Genomic DNA, 20496 nt, shown 5'->3' with positions numbered 1-20496 from the left:
CCTGCTGAAAGGTATTTTCTTTGGACATGGACTTTTGCTCCCGAAAAGGCAACACCAGGGAATCATCAAGCCCATTGGCTTTGCGCCAGATGTTGATCCCATTTTCCCCGAGGACCTTCTGCATGGTGAACACCTCCATTTGCTGTAGGGTTCCGATCTTGGAAATCCCCATATTTCGGAGCAAGGTAAAGGACTTCTCGCCTACCATGGGAATCTTGCGGATGGATAGCGGTGCGAGGAAACCTTTTTCGGTACCATTTTGTACCTGCTTTTCACCACAGGGTTTGGCCGTACCGGTGGCGATCTTAGAGACGGTTTTGTTGACCGAAAGACCAAAGCTAATGGGTAATCCAGTCTCTCGGATAATACGCTGGCGGAGCTCCTGGGTCCATTTCCAACAACCAAAAAAGCGGTCCATACCGGAGACATCGAGATAATGTTCGTCTATACTGGCTTTTTCGACAATAGGCGTTTCTTCTTCGATAATCTGTGTAACGATACCAGAATAGTGGCTGTATCGATCGTGATCGCCCCGGACTACAACGGCTTCGGGACACATGCGTAGTGCCAGCCGCATCGGCATAGCGGAATGCACGCCAAACTTACGGGCTTCATAGGAACAAGACGCAACTACCCCGCGGTCACTACTTCCGCCTATGAGCACGGGTACTCCGATGAGCTTGCTGTTCTGCAAACGCTCTACAGATACAAAAAATGTATCGAGATCACAATGTACTATACTCCTCTCCATGTTTTTTCAATTGTATAAAAAAGCCGTCCCTCGGCTTCTCTTAATTTGGTAGTTGCTCAGTTCAAAATTACTAATATTATTAGCAAACAATCAAGAAGGCACAATGGTTTAATTTTTATCACATTCATTGTCAGCGATATAATTTATATTCGGTCGTTGGCTTAAACAAGATGGCGGCCGTGCTGTTTATTACAAAACGCGACCTATGAACGAAAAGATACTCAGCTATTTAAAGCGTGAAGGATTCATGTACTTATGGCGAAAATTTGGCGAGCACGCCTATAAACCCATGAAAGGAATTCTTGAACAGCTGCTCGCGCAGACCAGCACAACACCACTTTGGGAAGACGATTTATTGTCGATAGATGATGCGCTGTTATTGGTCGGCACAGAAAGTGTACAGGACGATTGGACCGTGCTGGTAAAGAAGAAAAGGGGAAAATAAAAAGCCTTGATTCCTACCTCGGATCCAACCTCGAATTAACGGACTCGAAGTAGTTATTCCTTTTTATAGCTATTAAAATTGTCCTGTATAAGTTTTGCGACCAATTGCGGATTTTGGTAGTAAATACCATGTGAATATTTCGGGAGCAGGACAAGCATGCTGTTGTCATTGTCTTTTAACAATGTTGCATAATGCTGGATTCGCAATTCATCGTATTCTTTCCACCAGGCCTTAAAATTGATACCCAGATTTAGTTTACGGTCCAGCTCTTCATCGGGCAGTTCAATATTTTTGTTGTAGGATATGATTACTGTAGCAGCAATTTCTTTTTTCAATGGCGGCAATGTTCGATATTCATGAAAGTATCCTTTTGAAATGGACGTTAGCGCTCGAGCAGCATCAATATGTGCTCCCGCACTGGAATTTTTATTTTTGGACATCTGCTCCATAATAATCTTTGTAATCTGCTGATAGCTCGTTTTACTCTTCGAGACCACCTTAGCATGTTCATCCTCTTGCTCGGTTAACATAAAATCCGTCGGGTCCGAAAATACCAGTCCGCATACTTCATCGGGATATCGGGCTGCAAACAGACGGATGTAGGGGCCTCCCATGGAATGCCCCACTAACAAGTAAGGGGGCTGAATGGCCAAGGTTTGCAAAAGGCCATGTAAGCGCGCCACCACCTGGCTATCTGTCACAATACGGGAGTCGGGTTCGGAACTACCAATACCACTTCTTTCGTACTGAATACTCGCGATATGGTTGGGCAAAAGGGGTAAAATCGGATCAAATGTACCGCCGCCCAATCCGGCTTCGAACACCAAAATAGGTTCCCCCGCTTTGCGGTTGGCAAGATTGCTGGTTTTATAGGCCATTTTTTTTCCCTCAACCATAACCGATTGACTCGTATTAGACTGCGCCGATACAGCTTTCGTAAAAGCTGTGCCTAAAAACAGCAACAGCATTGCTTTGAATAGTTCTTTCATATACAATAAGTATATGGAGGTAAACATCTGTTACACTGGAGCTAATATTTTTTTTACTCCTGCCAAATGAAACGTATACCTTGATGCCGGATATCGATCTGTTGGATTGTATTGAAGAGACGGCAAATTGGAAAATATGTTCCCTCATGTACAAAAAGAAAAAGCCCTCTTGAACAGCGTCCAAGCTACCTTAAAACCTAATATGGTTAGTTACTTTAGCGGTGAAATATTTTAGAGTACATAAAGCCGAGTTCCTCGTAAAATATTTTGCCCTGATTACAAATATTTTTTAGGCGAAACAGCATGGGTTTTGATATTGTTATCTCTTAAAGATTAATAAATGTGGAAAGTTTGACCTTCGAAGCTTATCAATAGCACGAATGTCGAACCAAAAAAAATATTACTATGTCATTATTTTCAAACGATTTGAGCAAAGAACCCGTATTTGACGGGATTGGTTACGAACCTTCTTTTTTTTCAAGAAAGACAATGGTTACGACCAAGACAAATTACAGCAAAAAAAAGTACAGCGATGTCAACAAGGACACCCGAAAAAAGATTCTTGTGCTTTGCACAGAAGAACGGTATATGACCATGAAAAATGGAAAGAAATTTTCAACAGGCAATCATCCGGTCGAAACACTCGTTCCCATTCTTCATTTCGAACAGGCTGGATTTGAGGTTGACTTCTATACACCAACCGGTGCTCCTGTAAAATTCGAAATGTGGGCTATGCCGTACGAGGATGAAAACATCGGTAAAATCCTCGACAAGTATAATACACAATTTTCAAACCCGCACAACCTACGGGATTTTATAGCTGATACGAACAAAGGATATGTTGACTACGTGGCCGTTTTTATTCCAGGTGGACATGGCGCAATGCTCGGGCTACCTGAAAATAATGATGTAAAAGAACTTATCAAATGGGCGGTAACTGAAGATAAATATCTCTTGGCAATCTGCCATGGCCCGGCAGCGCTCTTAAGCGCTGCAGATTGCGGAGACGCTGAGTTTCCCTTTAAGGGGTATAAGATCAATTCGTTTCCCGATGAAATGGATAAGACTTTGCCAGAAAGTGGTTACCAGCCGGGCGAGATGCCCTGGTTTTATGGCGAAAAACTCAAACAACTTGGGGTTGAAATCTTGAATAAAAAAATTGCCGGCGATTGTCACGTTGACAGAAAATTGATTACTGGGGATAGCCCATTGGCGGCCGATAAATTCGGAAAACTCTGCGCAGATGAACTTCTCGCCCATGAAAAATCAAAAGTGGAAAATGGATAGGCGATTTTTTTCAAATAAAAGGCTCCCTTATTAACCGATAAGGGAGCCTTTTTTTGGCTAGATCTCCGCTTGAGCCAATGTTAAACCGGCTTTGGGCTTTGCTCTAATTTAAAGTTAGGTATATTTCTGAATTTCTGCCTATTCTTTCGTTAATAAAAGGGCTATATCCTGTTTTGCAAGCACATGTGTCTAATATGCAAAACCCCTTTAAAGGTATGCTTCTGTTATACAGCTTATTTCGCTTTATAAAAAGTTTCACTTAAATTACTTGCTGCTCGGATTCATCATTTTCAATGTTTCTGCTGGGTTGGCAAGATAACTGCGGTAAATATCATCGGTCTTCCCTACTCTGATTTCAAGTTCATCTTCCGTGAATCCCTGAATAAAACGTGTAGCTACTTCAGACGCGGGAATACCATTTTGTCCACCAATGGGTGCCGAAAATTCCGTATCAACTAAGGGCGGCATAAGTTCAAAGACCTTTACTGTCGAAGAGATGTTATCGAGCGCTATTCTTAACGACTGTGTATAAGAATGCAGAGCAGCCTTACTTGCTGAATATGTTGCAAGGCCTCCCGGCACATAAGCAACAACAGAAGAAACGTTAACTATTGCCGATTCTTTTTTGGCTTGAAGCAAAGGCAAAAGCTTCTCATTTAGTCGGATTATGGATAAGTAATTGGTAAGCATTTCTTCGCGCGCTTTTTCCTCTGCGTTTATATTTTCTGTTAACAGATTATAAACATGTGCTGCACCTGCATTATTGATCAATATGTTAACATCGCTGTGTTTGCTTTGAATTTCTCTTATCAGGGCGTCGGTATCTTCCGGTTTCGAGATGTCACACTGAATTCCTATGGCGCCGGGCAAAAGTTGTAAAGCTTTATCTAACCGTTCTTTTGTACGGCCTGTTATAATCACTTTATTTCCATATGCTGCAAATAGCTTGGCAAGCTCCAAACCTATTCCGGCGGTACCGCCAGAAATAATAACCGTGTTGTTTTTTGTGTTCATATTTCTTATTTTTTGAGATTAATTTTATTAATGATCAGCTGCTGCGACCACAATTTTTTTATTGCTTTTCCGCATCGAGAAAAATAATAGCAGAGGTAGTGATAGTGCAAATGCCGCACCGATGAAAAGATAAGCGTCGATGTAACTTAACATGAAAACCTGTTTTTGCACAAACATATCCATTAGTCCGACGGCCCGATGCTGTGCATCATCATGCCCAAAACCTTTCGTTTGAAAAAGAGCTGTATACTTATTCAGTCTTTCTACCACTGAATGATTTGTGTAGGTGATGTTTGAAACTAAATCCGACCTGTGCTGGGCCATTCTTCTGACAATAAACGTATTGATGATAGAAATACCAAAAGATCCGCCCAGCTGCCTCATCATATTATTTATGGCTGTTCCCTGTGGTATATCTTCGGGTCTTAATGACGAAATAGCAAGCGTAGAAAGAGGAACCGTCAGCAATGCCATTCCCAGTGCCCTGAAGATCAAATTAACTGAAATTGTTGTGAACGGGACTTCTAGAGTTACCCTTGACATCGACCAATTGAAATAGATGAAGCAACAGAAGCCGATGAACACTACTAATGCAGGTGGTACACCCTTCTGTAGCACACGCCCTGTAATTATCAGCGCAAATACGGCTATGATAGATCCCGGAAGGAGCATTAAACCAGCCATTGATGGGGTAAACTGTAAAAGCCGCTGAGCAAATACTGGGGTCAAATAAATAGAAGTAAACATCCCCATACCGGTAATAAAAGTGAGCAACGCAGAAATACTTAATGAAGGGGATCTTAAAATAGATAATTTCACCACAGGGTGTGCTGTGGTAAGTTCTCTGTAAACAAAAAGAAGAAGTGAAAGAAATGCGATAACTGCAAGTACGGTGATATACCGGGTTTCAAACCAATCTTCGGTTTCCCCACGTTCAAGAATGGTCTGTAAAGAACCAATCCCTGCGATCAATAATAAGATTCCCGCCCAGTCTATTTCTTTGACCTTTTTTCTGGTTGGAGATTCCGGAAGTATTCGATAACAGATAATAGCAGTAATGATACCGATAGGAATATTAATATAAAAAATCCATTCCCAGGAAAAGTTATCAATTATGTGTCCGCCAAGTGTTGGCCCGATCGTCGGTCCGATAAAAACACCGATACCGAACAGAGCACTCGCGATATTTTGTTTTTCTTTTGGAAAGCATTCGTAGACCACCGTCGCGGAGACAGAGAGTAATGCCCCCCCCGCCGATACCCTGAAAAAAGCGAAAAGCCACCAATTCCCAAATACCGGAGGCGTTGCCACACATAAAAGAACATAATGTAAACAGTATAAGGGATCCTATATAGTAGTTTCTACGTCCCAGGTTATTCACAAGAAAACCCGTCATCGGAATAATGATAACGTTTGCGATGCCGTAAGAAGTCACAACCCAGGAAGTATCTTCCAATGTTGCACCCAAGCTTCCGCTCATATGATTGATTGCCACGTTGACAATGGATGTATCAATCAATTCCATGATAGCCGCTGATATAACGGTAATGATCAGGAGTATTCTATTCATTTTTTTATTTTTAAACTCTTAAGCCGAAATATACCGATTGGTATATTACGACTTAAAAAAATCCTTAAAATAGTTAAAATTGTCTTGTATTGCTGTCCTGTTGCAAATGTGACCATTCCATCAGCCTTGGTTCAGCAAATTTGTGAACTACTTCAGCACAATATCCATTACATTAGTTTTAGGTGTGCAGGTATGTTAGTAAACATATTCCAATTTTGAAGGCCTCCATGTGCCTCGATCGTTAATTTTAAAAGATTGTTCATAAATTATTATCATATTATTTTATAGCCATACGAAATTGAAGCAGCATTTATGCATTCACTGATTCGGTTTAACACAATCAAGATGTTGCTGAAATGCTTCAACCGCCAATTCACTCTTGTCTGAATCGTACACAAATATATAAAAATATAATACCGTTCGGTATATTATTTTATATATATTTTCATTTACTAATTTGTGATACCACTTTGTAATGCCGCGACTTCAGTAATCAAGAGTTTTCATCTCCAGCATCGTGTTCTTGATTAAAAATTGATTCGCGATATTTCTTTGATTTAAATTATATAGGCAAAGTACCCCACGTTAAGGGGTTATCTTAGACATAAAAGGGTTATCTCCTCGGTATCGGAGTTATATCGGAAAGTCTTTCAAGCTGATTACTTATTGGAAACCATAGGCGATTTAATCAATAGCCGTAATGCCCGCCTCCGTAATATAATTATTTCTACACCTAACATAGATCTTTCTTTCTGATTTGAAAACCGGCAAAATTTGCCTATGTTCAAACCGTTCTGAATATTTTGATAGAACTCGAAAACTCCACATACAGCAGGACGTAATCAGTTGTATGTGTAAAACGTCAGTCAGCTCATAATAGCCAGAGGTCTCCTCATATTGTGGAAGGATCTTCAATCTGATAAAAATCTTGAAAGTTATATTTCATTTTAATATTTCTATATAGGCTTTCACAGCTAAGTCTAAAAGCGAGACTTGAAGAATGGTGTATGTTACCTGCCTCTTCCTCATCTCTCTTGCATAACCTTTTTTCAGGGAAGGTTGAAAATAAAGGAATTCTAAAGAAATAGCGGCCAGAATAATAATGTCGACTAAATAAGATTGTCTGCCATAAAGAAATACTCAGTTAAATAAATTTGAAACGATTATGAAAACAATTGATGATATTTATAGTACTATTGCCAGCAATATTAATTCTGTAATCAAAGAAGAGTGGATTGCGGCAGCGTTAGACATAGAGGCTATTGGAGAAATGGTCAGTTTTACGGGAAGTTATGTCAATAAAAATGATCAAAAACAGCAACTAGACGTTGATCAGTTCGATTTTGACTTAACATTTGATATTCTGGAACTTCAGAAAATAACAACGGAAGATGATAGAAACAGGTGGAATAGAGCTATTTTTTCCTTACAGTCAGACGGTGAGTTTGACATACAGTTTATCTGGGATCAGGAGCTCCATGATGAAGTAATAAGATTATCAAAAGAATAGAGAAAGCTAGTTAACTTCATTGATGTTTCTCACTTTGACAGCAGGCATCGTCTTGAAAATATCCTGCATGTACTTTCTATGGTTGGCCCCAGCTAGGACTACAACTCTTTTGGCGCCTACCATCTTAGCCCTGTTGACAACGTTATCGCACATTCCCTCATTTCTCATAATCCACCAATGTATTTTTGACAGCATATCTTCTTTGGGAAACTCATTCATATTAGACATAACAGGCAAGTAAAAATCTCCCGAGGCGGAAATTTCGGCGGCCTCATCCGTGTTCAACCATTCCGTTATCATATTTGAAGACTTTTCGATATGAGCATATTTCTCAAAGCCTTTGTCAATAGCTATCAAAGCTGTTTTTAAATGATTTTTTGAAGAATCAACTATATTTTTCTTGAACAAGGCAAACTTTGCGTCAAATGCTCCCCAAGATGCTTGCCAATTCAGATCATAGTCCTGGCAATCCATAGACATCAGTTCCTCGATGCCCAACTCCTGCATCATCGGGAAGGCGATATAAGCATACTCAGATGTTTTTAGCCTTTTCATACTACGGCCTGTGGTATCTACACCCGGGCTAAGCAGTTTTTCGATATAGGTTTCAAGTTCGCTATTAGGATGATGACACAGAAAATTATACACCTGCCAAAATTGGTAATGCCCATTTGCCACATCTTGATCAAGATAATAAGCATGCGCTAAATCGGCTTTTACATGATAATCATGGGATTGCTGCTTAGATCGTCTCTTCAAGCTGTCAATTGTATGCTGCAATAATACCTCTTTTATAGTTCGATTGCTTCTTAGTTTTTTTAGCCGATCGATATTTGGCTGTTTGCACCAATAATCCATCAGCAACCGCTCGTCCTCTTTACTCAAAAACTCACCAAAAAAGGCGTCAGGTTCAAATTTTCTAATTTTATGATGGATGCTAGAAAAATCCTGGACAGGATATTTACTGTAATCATGGGAAACACCTATTAATAAAACCTCAATATCCTGTGCTTTGGCATTGATCGATATTAAGAAAAATAAATAAAAGAAATACTTCATATTTTGTGCCTTCTTGTTTCGTTTAGGTATTAGATGGTTCTTTTTTTAGCTTCGCATTTGGTACTACAGTTTACAAATCCGCTGCCAGGCGCTTATGCCGTCTACAGAACTAAAAATACAAATAAATCCCTAAAGTTTAACCTCATCGGCGAAGCATTAAAGTCGCATAAAGCACAATATAGCCCGGATGTAAACACGATTCGCTCATTATTACCTAGGATAAGTCCGAGCTATTTATAATCCCTTTTTACCGGCTAACCAGTAGCCGTGTAAATAAACGGTACCATTGGTGTTTTCTCTAATGATTTTTCTGAAGAGTTGAGCCGATTTTGCATTACCTGTCAACACGAACTTAGCTTCTTGCCAATCTGGAGTATCGATCACCGGCAGTTTGCCTACCCACTCCTGCTTGTTGGACAAAAAGTTTTTGGAAAATATCAGGCAGTTTTCCAAACCCAATAATTTTGGAACATCTTTGTTCTCTTCCTCTAATTCAAAAATAAACATAAACTGATGCTTGTTCTTCTTTAACACTGGAAGAAAAGAACAAGCAAGTGCTAACGAAGTTTCATCGCCAAAAATGACAAATCTTTGCGTTGTTTTATCATAGTACCTACTTAACGCTCTTGGCTTATACATCACAATTTGATCGCCCACTTTCAAATCCGCCATAAGACGACTTCCACAACCTTTACCATTCAAATAAACGACGAATTCAAACAAGCCCTTTTCAGTATCTGCATGGGAAACGGTATATCTTCGAGCCTCTGTATCATTAATTCTGAAGTCTATGAACGAACCGACCGTAAATTGTACATTTTTTAAATGCCCTTTGAAACAAATCCTCTTCACAGATTTTGATAAAGAGACTGTTTCGACAACTTCGATCAAAGGCAGCTTGGGCGTTAAGAATTCTAAGGTATCAAATAACCACTTTGGTGCACTTGGCATAGTATTTATATTTTGTTCAAAGCAAAGTACAGCAGAACCGATCGTATAAAATAGAACGGAAAAGAGTAGGTATTGGATTAATCGTGGTTTTTGCCCACGAAATGGCCGAGCGTGGTTTACCTCCGCTCGTTAAACATCGCCAGCAAATTGTCAAGTCCACCTTCCGCGTGTAATATTTCGGTGTTTTCCAACGTATCTTTGGTAACTTCGGCCGCCCTTGCCTGCATTTGTTTTTCATACTGTGAAATTGCCGTCTGAATATCCGGAAAATGATCGCTGGTCAAATTTTCGGCCAGCTCAAAAGCGTCCTGCATTGCCTGGTTTACACCCTCACCGGCATAGGGCGGTATACGATGTGCCGCATCGCCAAGCATGGTCAAGTTGGGTAATGTGGGCCAAGTCTGGTCCAATGGAAAATAATATTGCGGGCGTGGCATAAACCAAATTTCATTACTTGCAAAAAGTTCATGCCATTGTTCGCTCCAGGAGGAGAACGCGACTTTAAACCAATCAAATACCTTTTGCTTGTTGTTAAAGTCAATGCCGCTTTCCTGCACCCAATTTTCAGGGACTTTACAACCGGTATAAAACGATAAACTGCCCTCTCCTTTTGCACTTAAGATAATGGATTGTCCGTTTCCAAGCGCAAAGACTTTTCCGCCTTTTGTGATTTCCCAAAGTTTCGGTGCGTTTTCTTCAGCCTCGTAGACATTTCCCTCAACAATCGTCACGCCAGAATAAATCGGCTTAATATCGGTGAGATAAGGGCGTATTTTTGAGTTTGCACCATCGGCCGCAACGACGAGGTCAGCGTAAAAAGATTTTCCGTTTTTGAAATGCAGAAGCCAACCATTATCCTGTTCTTCCATTGAAACAAACTGACTGTCCCAGACGATGGTACTTTCATGCAATGCGTTTATTAAAATATCACGCAAAGGGGCACGATCAATTTCAGGACGATCTTCCTGATCCTTATGTGGAAGCTCGTGCTCATCCATTTTGATGATGGCCTGGCCGTCCAACACCCTTAAACGTCCAGCCTCGGGTCGAAAGCTAGCTTTAAATTCGTTCATCAAATTTGCCCTGCGAAGAGCTTCCAATCCACTTTCTTCGTGCAGGTCCAGTGTAGCTCCCTGCTGGCGAACTTCTTTATTACTATCACGCTCATATACAGTTACATTTACTCCTTTTAATTGTAAGAGTTTGGCTAGTGTGAGTCCGCCTGGACCACCGCCAACGACTGCCACTTTTTTGTCTTGTAATTTCATATCCAGTACAATTTAATTTTTTTGACTGAACAAAATTAGGTGGATCTGAGCGTTGAAAATTGTATAAAACGCTCATTTTGGTTCTTCAACAGTTCTTTTGGTGAAACACCAGCAAGTTTCTTGACTTCTTTAATAAAATGGGATTGATCGGCAAAGTTTTGTTGTGGAAACAATTTGCCTTCTTTGATGTGCTGGAAGGAAGCACGGAAGCGGATAATATTGCAATATGCTTTTGCTGTAAGTCCGAACTGCTGATCGAAATAACGGTTGATCTGCTGCCGACTCCAAAACGATTGTGCTGCAAGTTCTTTGATTGTAATCGCCCCGTTTGATGTATAAATAAGGTCGAACAGTGTTCGTTTCCTGTTGTCAACTTCACGTGGCAAAAGTGACTGTATTTTTTTTGTCGCTTTCGCACAGAATAAATCAAAGTCATTCAGGTCGTCGGCACTAAAATTCCAAAAATTAGGAGGCAAGAGGCTTGCCCTGTCCACCAAGTTGGCGATGCTGGTCTGAAAAACAGATTGGATTGCAAGCGGGTTAAAACTGATGGCGTAAGTCTGTCGCAATGGCGCAATGGTCGCCCGCCCCGGCTGAGTTTGGATGCCCAAAAGCGTCATGTGGAAAGGCTCTGTTGCAGATTGCGTAAAAAATAGATCAACTCTTCCGTCAGGCAGTACAACAACCTCTTTATCACAATCCGATTGGTTTTGTAAAAGCCAAAAGCTGTCAACAAAATCCGCTAACGGCCTGTCAGGTTTTACTGCCTGATATATTAATTCATTTTCCATTGCTTTAGTGAGTTTGTGCGCAATAGCCTTTCCCGCTAAATTCACTACGGCACATCCGGTGAAAAGCCCCACACGTTCAATCAAAATTACGGATTATTGTATAACCACACACGAAATAGATCAAATACCAAGCCTATTCGGATGACGATAGCGGCGATCCGTGTTTTTCAATGACAAATGCTTTAAGCTCTGCCATTTTTCCATCTTCGAATCGCCAAATGTCGCAATAATCGAAATGCTCATATTTTCCGGCCTTATTTCTCAACCCAATTTCTCCGGTCACCATAACAGAATCGCCTTCCTCAATCGATTTTTCCACATTAAAAACTGGTGGTTCCTGATAGAACTCTTTCATATAAGCACGGACTTCTTCTTTCCCATGGAGTATACGATCCCCTACAAAGACCCATTTCGTGTCTGCAGTACAATAAGCTAAGAAGCTTTCATAATCTCCCTTTGCTATAAATTCATTGGCTATCTGTAATATTCTTATATTTTTCATTTTTATCAATTTGTTTTGAATCATTAATTTTTGTCGGTCTACAAGCATTAGATCTTGTGATGGATCAGTATGATACGCCGTTAGTTTATAAAACCACACAGAGGAACATGTTGTTTTAAACGATGAAATAAGATATATTCAATGCTACGACGAACTGTAGAGATTAGGATTTAAGTAGGACATTCGATAATTGTGAAGTAGATTTATTCTTTACTCATTGTCGTCGTTTATCAACCATTTTCTCAAAAGCTCCAGCACCGTTTTCTTAACAAAAGGCTTCACTGCAAAATCGTCCATTCCACACGAAATGCATCGTTCTTTTTCTTCCTTAATATTGCTTGCAGTCAATGCTATAATTGGTGTATGCATCCTACCGTCCTCATTTTTCCTAATCAATTCAGTTAACTCATATCCATTCATTTCAGGCATCTGTATATCCATGAATACCAAATCAGGACTATTGTCCTTAAACAATTCAAATCCCGCGAAACCATCGACAGCCTCTATGATTTCAGCATTGGGAAGAACATTCTGTACAATGGTTCTGGTGAGCAACATACTAAATTTATTATCTTCAATAATTAAAATCTTGTATTTGCCTTCCAAAATGAGCGTTTCTTTTTCAGCATATTTGATAGATCCTTCATTCAGCTGTAGCGCAGCAACTAATGTTGAATACAGTTGATCTACTTTAACTGGTTTGTTAATACAATGAATAATATTGCTGCTTTCAGCAATAAGGGCTGGGTTGGTTTCAAGCACTGATAACATTAAAACTACAGGCTGTCCAACTCCTCTGTAGAGTAACTTTTCCCTGATTTTTTTTACAGTATCGATACCGTTCATAATAGGTAGATCATTGTCGATAATAATCGCATCATACCGTTCTCCTTTAGTCAACAATTGAAGAACTTCAAATCCGTTATCGGCCAACGAGACATTAACTTTCTTAATCTGCAACATCAATGCAATATTTGCTCGTTCGGCATCTCGCCGGGCGACTATCATAATATGTAAAGATTCTAAAAGTTTCCATTCATATACATCCCCTTTTAGAGATCTCAATGTTATTTCAAAATAAAATTTGCTACCTTTTCCGTATTCACTTTCCAATTGTAATTTACTGTCCATCATTTTTAGCAATTGGTTGGAAATGCTAAGTCCTAGCCCTGTTCCTCCAAATCTTTTACTTATTGACGCGTCTTCTTGAGAAAATGCTTCAAATATCTTTTGCTGTTTATCCGGTTTAATACCGATTCCGCTGTCCGTAACACAGAAGCGAAGCGTCGTGGAATTTTCGTCCGAAGATAGTACATCAACATGTAGCGCAACACTTCCCTTTTCCGTAAATTTTATTGCATTACTTAAAAGATTCATGAGCACCTGTTTGAGACGAAGTGAGTCAACCCAAACATAATGTGGTAATGATTCTGATAAATTTACCCGAAAATCTAATTTTTTGGCTTTCCACTGAAAATCAATCAAACTTGCCACCTGAGCAAACATCTCATACAGATCATTTTTTTCAACAGAAAGCTCCAATTTGCCAGCTTCAATTTTAGAGAAATCAAGTATATCGTTTATGATACTCAAAAGAAGATTAGCAGACTGATCAACAATGGAAAGATACTCTTTTTGTGTATCGTCTAGTTTTGTTCTACTCATCAAATCCGTAAACCCTATAATCCCATTAAGAGGTGTACGAATTTCATGACTCATATTGGCGAGAAACTCTGACTTCGCCACGCTACCTTGGTCAGCAAGCTTTTTAGCTTTCTCTAACTCTTCTCTTTGAAGTACAATCTTCGTGATGTCTGTGGCAATGCCAAGATAACCTATAATCTGACCAGAAATATCACGCATTGCAGTAACGGCAAGAGATACATAAAGTTGCGTAAAATCCTTTTTTATATAAATCCACTCTCTTTGCTCGTATCCGTAGCGCTCCGCTATTTCGACGAACACTCTAAATTCACTAATCGGATAGCCAAATTCAATTTCAAGTTCCTTCGCGCGATCTCTAACTTCTCTACTGCTATGAAATAATGTCGGCGTAATTTTACCGATCACTTCTTCACTTTTATACCCCAATAAATTTTCTGCGCCCCGGTTGAAAAGGGTTATCACCCCTTCTGCGTCAGTTGCTATGATAGCAACGGCAGTAGTGGCATTCAAAACATCTTCAAGCATTTTCTTAGAACGTATCGATTCCGCTTCAGAGCGTTTACGCTTATCGATATCCTGAAAAGTGCCATATAGTCGAACACATTTACCCTTTTTAAAAGCTGCTTTGCCCAATGCTCTAACCCACAACCTTGTACCCTGATAGGTATCAATCTCTAATTCAAGATCCCAAGATGCTCCCGTAGATATTGCGCAATTTATAGCCTGAGTAATTTTCATTTTATGTTGAGGATCCTTGTAAAACTCTATTGCTGTTTCAATAGATGGACGATAGTCCTTTGGGACCCCATGAATAATCTTGGTCATTTCAGACCAATCGATATAATCATCAACTAAGTCATACTCCCAGCTCCCTACTCTGGCAACCTGACTGGTCATGTCTAGTGTAGATTTCACATATTCCAATTTACTAGTTAACTGGAGATGCTGGTTTTTCTCTTGAAGTAAATTAAGAACTTCTATACACAATAATGAAAGAAGAGTCCGTTGACTATCCGTAAGATTGTTGGGGCGTCTATCCATAACGCTTAAAAAACCAACTATTTTTCCGTCGTAACCGATTAATGGTGTCTCATAATAATATAGTATACCAAAATTTTGAAAAATAACTGAATTGCGCTGCGATTGAGGCTCAGTGCTAACGTCTGGAATTTCTAGCGTGCCGTTGACATCAAACACATAATCGAAAAATACCTTATCGATACTTACATTGCCATCGACATCATGAAAATAAGTCTGTACAAAATTTTGACTGTTATCAAATAAAGTCAACACTGCAATTTCCGTATTACATATTAATTTAGCTTTAAGGAGCACTCCAAAAAGATCTTTTTTAATCATATCAGCGACCAGCTTATAATTATTATCCATGATAAGAGGATGGCTGTTATCGTTTTTGGGGTATCTTTGATTGTGCATAAAGTTGTAATATGCTATAGAAATTTAGTTTATAACAAAACAACAATTTTATTTGAATAGTTTTTTAATAAAAAAAGAATTAATTCAAATTAAAATATGTTAGATAAACAACCTTAAATCGAGAACTTAAGGTTGTTACTATCTGTTATTAACCTTATTTATGAAAAGTATTGTTATAACAATGGACGGTTCTCTTTCTTTTGATCTTTATACAAAAATTGTTTATTCATTCTCTAGTTCGTTGATCAGGCGAAATGTCAAGTTGATCCTTGCGCTCATCTTTTGCGTAGATTTTGCGATTCGATGTTCCCATGTCTCCTGCAGATTGCCTTTCATCAACAGCAAAGAACCATGATTCAGTAGCAACGAATACTTCTTATTATGATCGTCCACTTTCCTGAAATCAAAATAGCGTGCTTGTCCCAGACTCACCGACCCGATCACGGGTCTATTGCCCAATTCGCTCTCGCGATCGCGGTGCCAGGCGACTGAATCGTTGTTGTCGCGATATAGATTGAGCAAGACGGAATTGAATGTACAATGAAACCGCTGTTCAATCCGCTCCTTCAACGCCTTTAATGAGATAAGCCATTCGTTCACGGCTATCGTTTTTCCGGCCATTTGATAAGTAGCATTTTCGTCGCCATACCAGGCGGTCAAGCGAGGAGTCAATATCGTTCGGTCGTACATTATTTTGGATGTCTGCTGCCAGGGTACTTCTTTCAGCAGGAAATCAAACAACTGATCAGCTTCCTCCTGCGTAAGAAAGTCTGGCTCAAAGTCCAAGAGACCCTGCGGAAAAATATATCCTTCATGTTGAAATAAGCTAAGCTGATCCATGGAGTAATGAGCTAAAATTTATACGATTTTCCGAAGCATCAAAAACCTATGCCTGCAAAGAAAGAACAATCCTAGCCGCAGAGCGTTTGCGATTTTAGGGGAAAAGTTTTGCTGATTATTTCGTTTTATAGCTATTAGAATTTTCCTTTATGAGTTTCCAACCAAATGCGGATTATGGACGTTATTCAACAATAAAAAAATGGCAAATAGCGAGCTATCGCCATTTTTTTAATCCTGACGTTATTTAACCAGTGTTGCTTCCAGTTCTACCTTCAAAGTTTCAAACAATGTCTTGACTTCCAAAACTGTACTTGTTTGCTTTACATTATTTTTAGTAAGCCAATCCTGAATTACATCAAAGTTTTCAAATAGCGCTGTAGAATCGGTCGTGTAGATATTGAGGCGAACGAGATGTCGAGCTTCATATCCACTTGATTGAATAACTTTTTCAAGATTTTCAATAGTATGAAAAATCTGCGTTCTCATATCAGCAGTGCTCGATACGCCATCATCACTAATAGCACATTGTCCAGACACATATAAGGTTGAATTGGCATGTTTAATTTCAACAGCCTGCACATAATTTCTGGCTTCCTGCCAGTTCCAAGGATTGATTATTTTCTTTTCCATTTCTGTAAAATTATTATGGAGCAAAGCTCAAAATATTTTCACATTCACCTGTGTGACAAACCTCACAATTAAATAAAATCAAGAAAACAGACGGCTTAATGTCTCCCTGGATACGCCTAGGTAAGAAGCAAGCAACAATTTTGGAATCCGTTGCAGCAAAGCGGGATTTCTTTTGATCAGCTGCTCATATCTTTCCTTTGCTCCCGAGGTTAAAAATGATAAGATCCGTTGCTGTGAACCGATATGGCCGGCAATTGATTTACGAAGGAAAAAGCGTTCCATCTTTTGAAGCCTATTGCACAACCTTTCAAAATTTTCCAGCGACAGGCAAAGTAATTCTGTGTTCTCAAGACATTCCAAAGTAAATGAAGCATCTCCGCCCGTGTAAAAGGCCGAAACATCGGTTTCCCACCAGTCTTCCATTGCAAATGAAACAATATGTTGCTTAGCGTCATCGTCTGTATAATAAAATTTAAGAAGACCAGACAATACAAAGTAAATATAGTTTACGGAATCTCCCTCCCTAAAAATACATTCCGACTTTCTATACTGCCGTTGAATAAAACATGCTTTTACCAAGTCAAATTCATCTTCAGTAAGTACAACGACTTTCTCTATATGTTCTTTTAACAGATTATATTTATCTTCCATTAGATTGTAAGTACCATTTACTGCTGATTACAAGTGTTAAAACTTCCATTGTAAAATTGACTAAATGAAGTGTTTTCTCAAAAACGCTGATACAAATCCGCCGCGGAAAAAATAGTGCGGAGAGTTTAAGTATCCGTAAAAATTAATTGAATTGGGCTCTATATTGTTGTGGACTTTGTTTGGTTTTTAATTTAAACAATCTGCTAAAAGATTGCGGTTGTTCAAAACCTAATTCAAATGCAATTTCAGAAATGCGGAGAGCTGTGGTAGATAACTTATTCTTTGCCCGATAAATCATTTTATCATGAATGATTTGCTGAGTGTTTTGACCGGTAAGGTTTCGCAACAGATCGCTTAAATAACTCGCTGACATATGCAGCTGCTCAGCAAGATAATTCACGGTGGGAACTCCTCCACTCAGGACCTTATCGCTATTGAAATAATCCTCCAACAATTGATCAATACGCTCGGCAATACTTGGATAGTTTTGTTTTCGGGTCAGAAACTGCCTGTTATAAAATCGTTGGGCATAATTAAGCAACAGTTCAATCTGGGCGATGATCACATTGTGGCTCATCTCGTCTATACGGTTCTCAAGTTCTTCTTCTATATTTCTGAAAAGTGATAGAATGGTTTCTTTTTCTTTGTTCGAAAGGTGCAACGCTTCATTGGTAGCGTAGGAGAAAAAGTGATACTGATGGATCTTTTGGGCTAACGGATAGTGCAATAAAAAATCAGGATCTATGAGCAGCGTGATCTGTGGGCGAAGTATGCTTTGTTCTCCAGTTTCCTTCTGCTTATCCGTTTCTATAGCAGAGAGAATCTGCTGAGGAGCAACAAAAAACAGACCGCCCTCTTTAAAATCAAATTTGGTATGGCCATAGATTAATTCCCCTCCGGCATCTGGTTTAAAAGCTATTTTATAATAGTTCAACACATGTGATTTAGGAGGAGCATGACCTTCAAGTGGCTTGTCTACCCCATTCAACAAAACAATTAAGGGATGCTGCGGCGGCGGAAAACCTGATGCCTGCATGACATCGGCCAGCGTATTAAATCTTTTTACGGAATGATTCGATTTTTTGGAAACCATATTATAAAAATTCTAGGTTACAAGTTAAACAATATTCGCTTTTCCTCACAAAAAAGAAAAGCGAATAGATCGCAAGATTGTTAACGACGACATAGATCACTAGCCTTGGGCTGCTTGAGAAATCGCTTTCCAGGTTTCCCATTCCTGGAGACGCTCTGAATAAATTTGACGGATAAATGGCAGATCATTTTTACCCAAAAGGAATCGCAACGGTGGGTTTTCAGCATCTACAACAGCAAATAGCGCATCGGCAGTGGCACTAGGATTTCCCCGCTTCATCGTTTGTAAATTTTTCATCACCTGACTTTTCAAATCGTCATAATCCGGTAGCTTTTTGCTGGCTATTTTCAGTGATTCGGTGCTGCCAAATTCGGTATTGTAAGCCCCAGGTTCAATCAGCGTTACTTTGATGCCAAATGCCGCAACTTCTTTAGACAAACTATCGTAAATAGCTTCAAACGCAAATTTCGAAGAACAATAGTAGCCGATTAGGGGATTACTATAAATGCCGACAGCACTGGATGTACCTAAAATATGGCCATGCCCTTGGGCTCGCAGTATGGGTAATGCTGCCTGAATCACATGGATAGGTCCGATAATATTTGTTTCATACATGGCTTTTACCTCATCAGTGCTACTCTCTTCAATGGTCCCCACTAAAGAATACCCTGCATTATTGAGCACAATATCCAATCTGCCAAAATACTGCTTGGCTTGGTGGATCGCATTTTGCACTTGGGAGCGATTGGTTACATCCACTTCAAGAACCAAAACCTGATCGCCATACGTTTCTTTTAACGCGGCAATACTATTTATATTACGTGCTGTAGCTGCCACCTTGTCGCCACGTTTCAAAGCGGCTTCTGTCCATATTTTTCCAAATCCTCTTGAAGATCCTGTAATGAACCAAACTTTTTCCTTTTGCCTATTTTCCATTTTTAACTAATATTAATATGAATGCAAAGTTGCTTCTAAAATGGATTTACTTACGTTGCCATAATGAGGATAATCCTAACCAAAATAAAGAACAACGGGCTACTGGAATTTAGTATCATGGTATTAGAAAATTTCTCAATATGTTTTCAAGGCTGTGAAACAGCATTGGGATGATCTAGAAAAAACATTAGTCGTACAGCAAGATGAAGTAGCTAAAGGCAATATCTGCAAAAGGCAACCCGACATATACAATAAATATCCCAGGTTCAAGATTTGCTACCATATAGTAAAAAAGGCCGGAATAGTCCGGCCCTGATATATAGTTATGATCCCAATAAGGGATAGTCGGTTTCAAAAAATGCTGGCTTGACAAAGTGTAAATCAGGCCAGCAAAAGCAATCGTCTCATTTTTCGTATTAGGAACAACCGGAATGCAGTATTCGTTTGATCTTTTATAAAAAAGCCGAGCAAAAAGACACATTTCGAAGATGTACTTTATGACGTTGATTTTGTGCTAGAAGCCATTGGAGGTATTAATTTTCAGAAGTCAGTACAGGTACTAAAACCATTTGGAACGATAGTTACCTTACCTTCTGGTCATACCAAAGCGGATGAGCTTCACGCTCAAAAAAAACAGTTACATGCCTGTTATTTCATGTCGGTTTATTCAAGTGGTCGCGATATGCAGAAAATAGCATCCTTACTGGAAAATGGTATTTTAAAACCACACATTTCGCATGTTTTCGGTTTCGACGAGATGGCAAAAGCTCATCTACAAATCGAAACCGGCCGTACCGTCGGAAAGATAGTGGTTACCTTATAAAACGGTCAGCGATGCAAAAAAATGTATCGAGATCACCATATACTATGATCCCTGCTGGTCTTTAACTGGTGGCTAATGCTAAGACTCGTCTTTGGTATTTTTCACCAGACCGATACCGGCAAAAAAGAAAATCAAAGCTAATACGCCCACTACCCCTAAATTGGTGTACGCAGTGCTTTTATTGATGAGTTCATAGCCTGTATAAATTAAACCGACAATACCAAGAATAGTCAGTATTGTTCCGAAAAAGCGTTTTACGTTCATAAATACTCGTTTAAAGTTAT

At 39.4% G+C, this 20496-nt stretch carries 20 protein-coding genes and 1 pseudogene; 4 read left to right on the top strand and 17 right to left on the bottom strand.

Annotated features, from left to right (window positions below):
• Window positions 1–751, bottom strand: a 751-nt coding sequence (locus tag BGP15_RS26295; RefSeq protein ID WP_286771200.1) for a DNA polymerase Y family protein, incomplete at its 3' end; no start/stop codon positions are given.
• A 205-nt stretch (window positions 752–956) separates the two neighbouring features.
• Here BGP15_RS26295 and BGP15_RS26290 point away from each other — a divergent pair.
• Window positions 957–1196, top strand: coding sequence for a hypothetical protein (locus BGP15_RS26290; RefSeq protein WP_286771199.1), 240 nt, complete (start codon window positions 957–959; stop codon window positions 1194–1196).
• Window positions 1197–1249: 53 nt separating this feature from the next.
• Here BGP15_RS26290 and BGP15_RS26285 read toward each other — a convergent pair whose 3' ends face one another.
• The gene (locus BGP15_RS26285) at window positions 1250–2185 is read right to left on the bottom strand and encodes an alpha/beta fold hydrolase (RefSeq protein ID WP_286771198.1); all 936 of its coding nucleotides are present in this window, start codon (window positions 2183–2185) and stop codon (window positions 1250–1252) included.
• A 405-nt stretch (window positions 2186–2590) separates the two neighbouring features.
• Between BGP15_RS26285 and BGP15_RS26280 the strand changes: the two genes are divergently transcribed.
• A complete protein-coding gene (locus tag BGP15_RS26280; protein ID WP_286709289.1) occupies window positions 2591–3472 on the top strand; it encodes a DJ-1/PfpI family protein in 882 nt (293 codons plus the stop codon).
• A 264-nt stretch (window positions 3473–3736) separates the two neighbouring features.
• On the opposite strand, the gene BGP15_RS26275 is transcribed toward BGP15_RS26280, so the two are convergent.
• The 3 genes and pseudogenes from BGP15_RS26275 to BGP15_RS26265 all read right to left on the bottom strand — a co-directional run.
• Window positions 3737–4486, bottom strand: a complete 750-nt coding sequence (locus tag BGP15_RS26275) for an SDR family oxidoreductase (protein WP_286771197.1) — start codon at window positions 4484–4486, stop codon at window positions 3737–3739.
• Between the two features lie 27 nt (window positions 4487–4513).
• Window positions 4514–5797 carry a DHA2 family efflux MFS transporter permease subunit gene (locus BGP15_RS26270; RefSeq protein ID WP_286771196.1) on the bottom strand — a complete coding sequence of 428 codons (1284 nt, stop codon included), beginning with the start codon at window positions 5795–5797 and terminating at the stop codon, window positions 4514–4516.
• Window positions 5778–5966: pseudogene (locus tag BGP15_RS26265) on the bottom strand (MFS transporter); the annotation flags it as partial. The pseudogene BGP15_RS26265 and the gene BGP15_RS26270, both read right to left, overlap by 20 nt.
• 1255 nt (window positions 5967–7221) lie before the next feature.
• On the opposite strand from BGP15_RS26265, the gene BGP15_RS26260 reads away from it, so the two are divergent.
• Window positions 7222–7566 carry an immunity protein YezG family protein gene (locus BGP15_RS26260; RefSeq protein WP_286771195.1) on the top strand — a complete coding sequence of 115 codons (345 nt, stop codon included), beginning with the start codon at window positions 7222–7224 and terminating at the stop codon, window positions 7564–7566.
• 6 nt (window positions 7567–7572) lie between these two features.
• Here the strand turns inward: BGP15_RS26260 and BGP15_RS26255 are convergent, their stop codons facing one another.
• From BGP15_RS26255 to BGP15_RS26205, 11 genes are all read right to left on the bottom strand, one after another.
• Window positions 7573–8625 carry a DUF5694 domain-containing protein gene (locus BGP15_RS26255; RefSeq protein ID WP_286771194.1) on the bottom strand — a complete coding sequence of 351 codons (1053 nt, stop codon included), beginning with the start codon at window positions 8623–8625 and terminating at the stop codon, window positions 7573–7575.
• A 234-nt stretch (window positions 8626–8859) separates the two neighbouring features.
• Window positions 8860–9576 carry an FAD-binding oxidoreductase gene (locus BGP15_RS26250; RefSeq protein WP_286771193.1) on the bottom strand — a complete coding sequence of 239 codons (717 nt, stop codon included), beginning with the start codon at window positions 9574–9576 and terminating at the stop codon, window positions 8860–8862.
• Window positions 9577–9692: 116 nt separating this feature from the next.
• A complete protein-coding gene (locus tag BGP15_RS26245) occupies window positions 9693–10844 on the bottom strand; it encodes an FAD-dependent oxidoreductase (protein WP_286771192.1) in 1152 nt (383 codons plus the stop codon).
• Between the two features lie 35 nt (window positions 10845–10879).
• Window positions 10880–11635 (bottom strand): helix-turn-helix domain-containing protein, encoded by a 756-nt coding sequence (locus BGP15_RS26240; protein WP_286771191.1) that lies wholly within the window; start codon window positions 11633–11635, stop codon window positions 10880–10882.
• 133 nt (window positions 11636–11768) lie between these two features.
• Window positions 11769–12137, bottom strand: a complete 369-nt coding sequence (locus tag BGP15_RS26235; protein WP_286771190.1) for a nuclear transport factor 2 family protein — start codon at window positions 12135–12137, stop codon at window positions 11769–11771.
• Window positions 12138–12347: 210 nt separating this feature from the next.
• Window positions 12348–15239 (bottom strand): response regulator, encoded by a 2892-nt coding sequence (locus BGP15_RS26230; protein WP_286771189.1) that lies wholly within the window; start codon window positions 15237–15239, stop codon window positions 12348–12350.
• A 222-nt stretch (window positions 15240–15461) separates the two neighbouring features.
• A complete protein-coding gene (locus BGP15_RS26225) occupies window positions 15462–16079 on the bottom strand; it encodes an alpha-ketoglutarate-dependent dioxygenase AlkB family protein (protein ID WP_286771188.1) in 618 nt (205 codons plus the stop codon).
• 240 nt (window positions 16080–16319) lie between these two features.
• Entirely contained in the window at window positions 16320–16709 is a 390-nt protein-coding gene (locus BGP15_RS26220) for a RidA family protein (RefSeq protein WP_286771187.1), read from the bottom strand.
• Window positions 16710–16787: 78 nt separating this feature from the next.
• A complete protein-coding gene (locus BGP15_RS26215; protein WP_286771186.1) occupies window positions 16788–17360 on the bottom strand; it encodes a Crp/Fnr family transcriptional regulator in 573 nt (190 codons plus the stop codon).
• 142 nt (window positions 17361–17502) lie between these two features.
• Entirely contained in the window at window positions 17503–18453 is a 951-nt protein-coding gene (locus BGP15_RS26210) for a helix-turn-helix domain-containing protein (RefSeq protein ID WP_286771185.1), read from the bottom strand.
• Window positions 18454–18552: 99 nt separating this feature from the next.
• On the bottom strand, window positions 18553–19389 hold the full coding sequence (locus BGP15_RS26205) for an SDR family NAD(P)-dependent oxidoreductase (protein ID WP_286771184.1): 837 nt from the start codon (window positions 19387–19389) through the stop codon (window positions 18553–18555).
• Window positions 19390–19843: 454 nt separating this feature from the next.
• Here BGP15_RS26205 and BGP15_RS26200 point away from each other — a divergent pair, with 454 nt between their 5' ends.
• The gene (locus BGP15_RS26200; protein WP_286771201.1) at window positions 19844–20212 is read left to right on the top strand and encodes a zinc-binding dehydrogenase; all 369 of its coding nucleotides are present in this window, start codon (window positions 19844–19846) and stop codon (window positions 20210–20212) included.
• A 78-nt stretch (window positions 20213–20290) separates the two neighbouring features.
• Here BGP15_RS26200 and BGP15_RS26195 read toward each other — a convergent pair whose 3' ends face one another.
• Window positions 20291–20476: a hypothetical protein gene (locus tag BGP15_RS26195; protein ID WP_046675983.1), complete on the bottom strand. Its 186-nt coding sequence runs from the start codon at window positions 20474–20476 to the stop codon at window positions 20291–20293.
• Window positions 20477–20496 lie beyond the last annotated feature (20 nt).

This window comes from Sphingobacterium sp. 40-24, assembly GCF_001899705.1.
Taxonomy (GTDB): Bacteria; Bacteroidota; Bacteroidia; order Sphingobacteriales; family Sphingobacteriaceae; genus Sphingobacterium; species Sphingobacterium multivorum.
This window is presented reverse-complemented; position numbering and strand designations above follow the sequence as displayed.

Excerpts from the sequence above, each read along its gene's own strand:
- BGP15_RS26290 (WP_286771199.1), top strand. The coding sequence starts at position 957 with ATGAACGAAAAGATACTCAGCTATTTAAAGCGTGAAGGATTCATGTAC.
- BGP15_RS26285 (WP_286771198.1), bottom strand. The coding sequence starts at position 2,185 with ATGAAAGAACTATTCAAAGCAATGCTGTTGCTGTTTTTAGGCACAGCT.
- BGP15_RS26280 (WP_286709289.1), top strand. The coding sequence starts at position 2,591 with ATGTCATTATTTTCAAACGATTTGAGCAAAGAACCCGTATTTGACGGG.
- BGP15_RS26275 (WP_286771197.1), bottom strand. The coding sequence starts at position 4,486 with ATGAACACAAAAAACAACACGGTTATTATTTCTGGCGGTACCGCCGGA.
- BGP15_RS26260 (WP_286771195.1), top strand. The coding sequence starts at position 7,222 with ATGAAAACAATTGATGATATTTATAGTACTATTGCCAGCAATATTAAT.
- BGP15_RS26255 (WP_286771194.1), bottom strand. The coding sequence starts at position 8,625 with ATGAAGTATTTCTTTTATTTATTTTTCTTAATATCGATCAATGCCAAA.
- BGP15_RS26250 (WP_286771193.1), bottom strand. The coding sequence starts at position 9,576 with ATGCCAAGTGCACCAAAGTGGTTATTTGATACCTTAGAATTCTTAACG.
- BGP15_RS26245 (WP_286771192.1), bottom strand. The coding sequence starts at position 10,844 with ATGAAATTACAAGACAAAAAAGTGGCAGTCGTTGGCGGTGGTCCAGGC.
- BGP15_RS26240 (WP_286771191.1), bottom strand. The coding sequence starts at position 11,635 with ATGGAAAATGAATTAATATATCAGGCAGTAAAACCTGACAGGCCGTTA.
- BGP15_RS26235 (WP_286771190.1), bottom strand. The coding sequence starts at position 12,137 with ATGAAAAATATAAGAATATTACAGATAGCCAATGAATTTATAGCAAAG.
- BGP15_RS26230 (WP_286771189.1), bottom strand. The coding sequence starts at position 15,239 with ATGCACAATCAAAGATACCCCAAAAACGATAACAGCCATCCTCTTATC.
- BGP15_RS26225 (WP_286771188.1), bottom strand. The coding sequence starts at position 16,079 with ATGGATCAGCTTAGCTTATTTCAACATGAAGGATATATTTTTCCGCAG.
- BGP15_RS26220 (WP_286771187.1), bottom strand. The coding sequence starts at position 16,709 with ATGGAAAAGAAAATAATCAATCCTTGGAACTGGCAGGAAGCCAGAAAT.
- BGP15_RS26215 (WP_286771186.1), bottom strand. The coding sequence starts at position 17,360 with ATGGAAGATAAATATAATCTGTTAAAAGAACATATAGAGAAAGTCGTT.
- BGP15_RS26210 (WP_286771185.1), bottom strand. The coding sequence starts at position 18,453 with ATGGTTTCCAAAAAATCGAATCATTCCGTAAAAAGATTTAATACGCTG.
- BGP15_RS26205 (WP_286771184.1), bottom strand. The coding sequence starts at position 19,389 with ATGGAAAATAGGCAAAAGGAAAAAGTTTGGTTCATTACAGGATCTTCA.
- BGP15_RS26195 (WP_046675983.1), bottom strand. The coding sequence starts at position 20,476 with ATGAACGTAAAACGCTTTTTCGGAACAATACTGACTATTCTTGGTATT.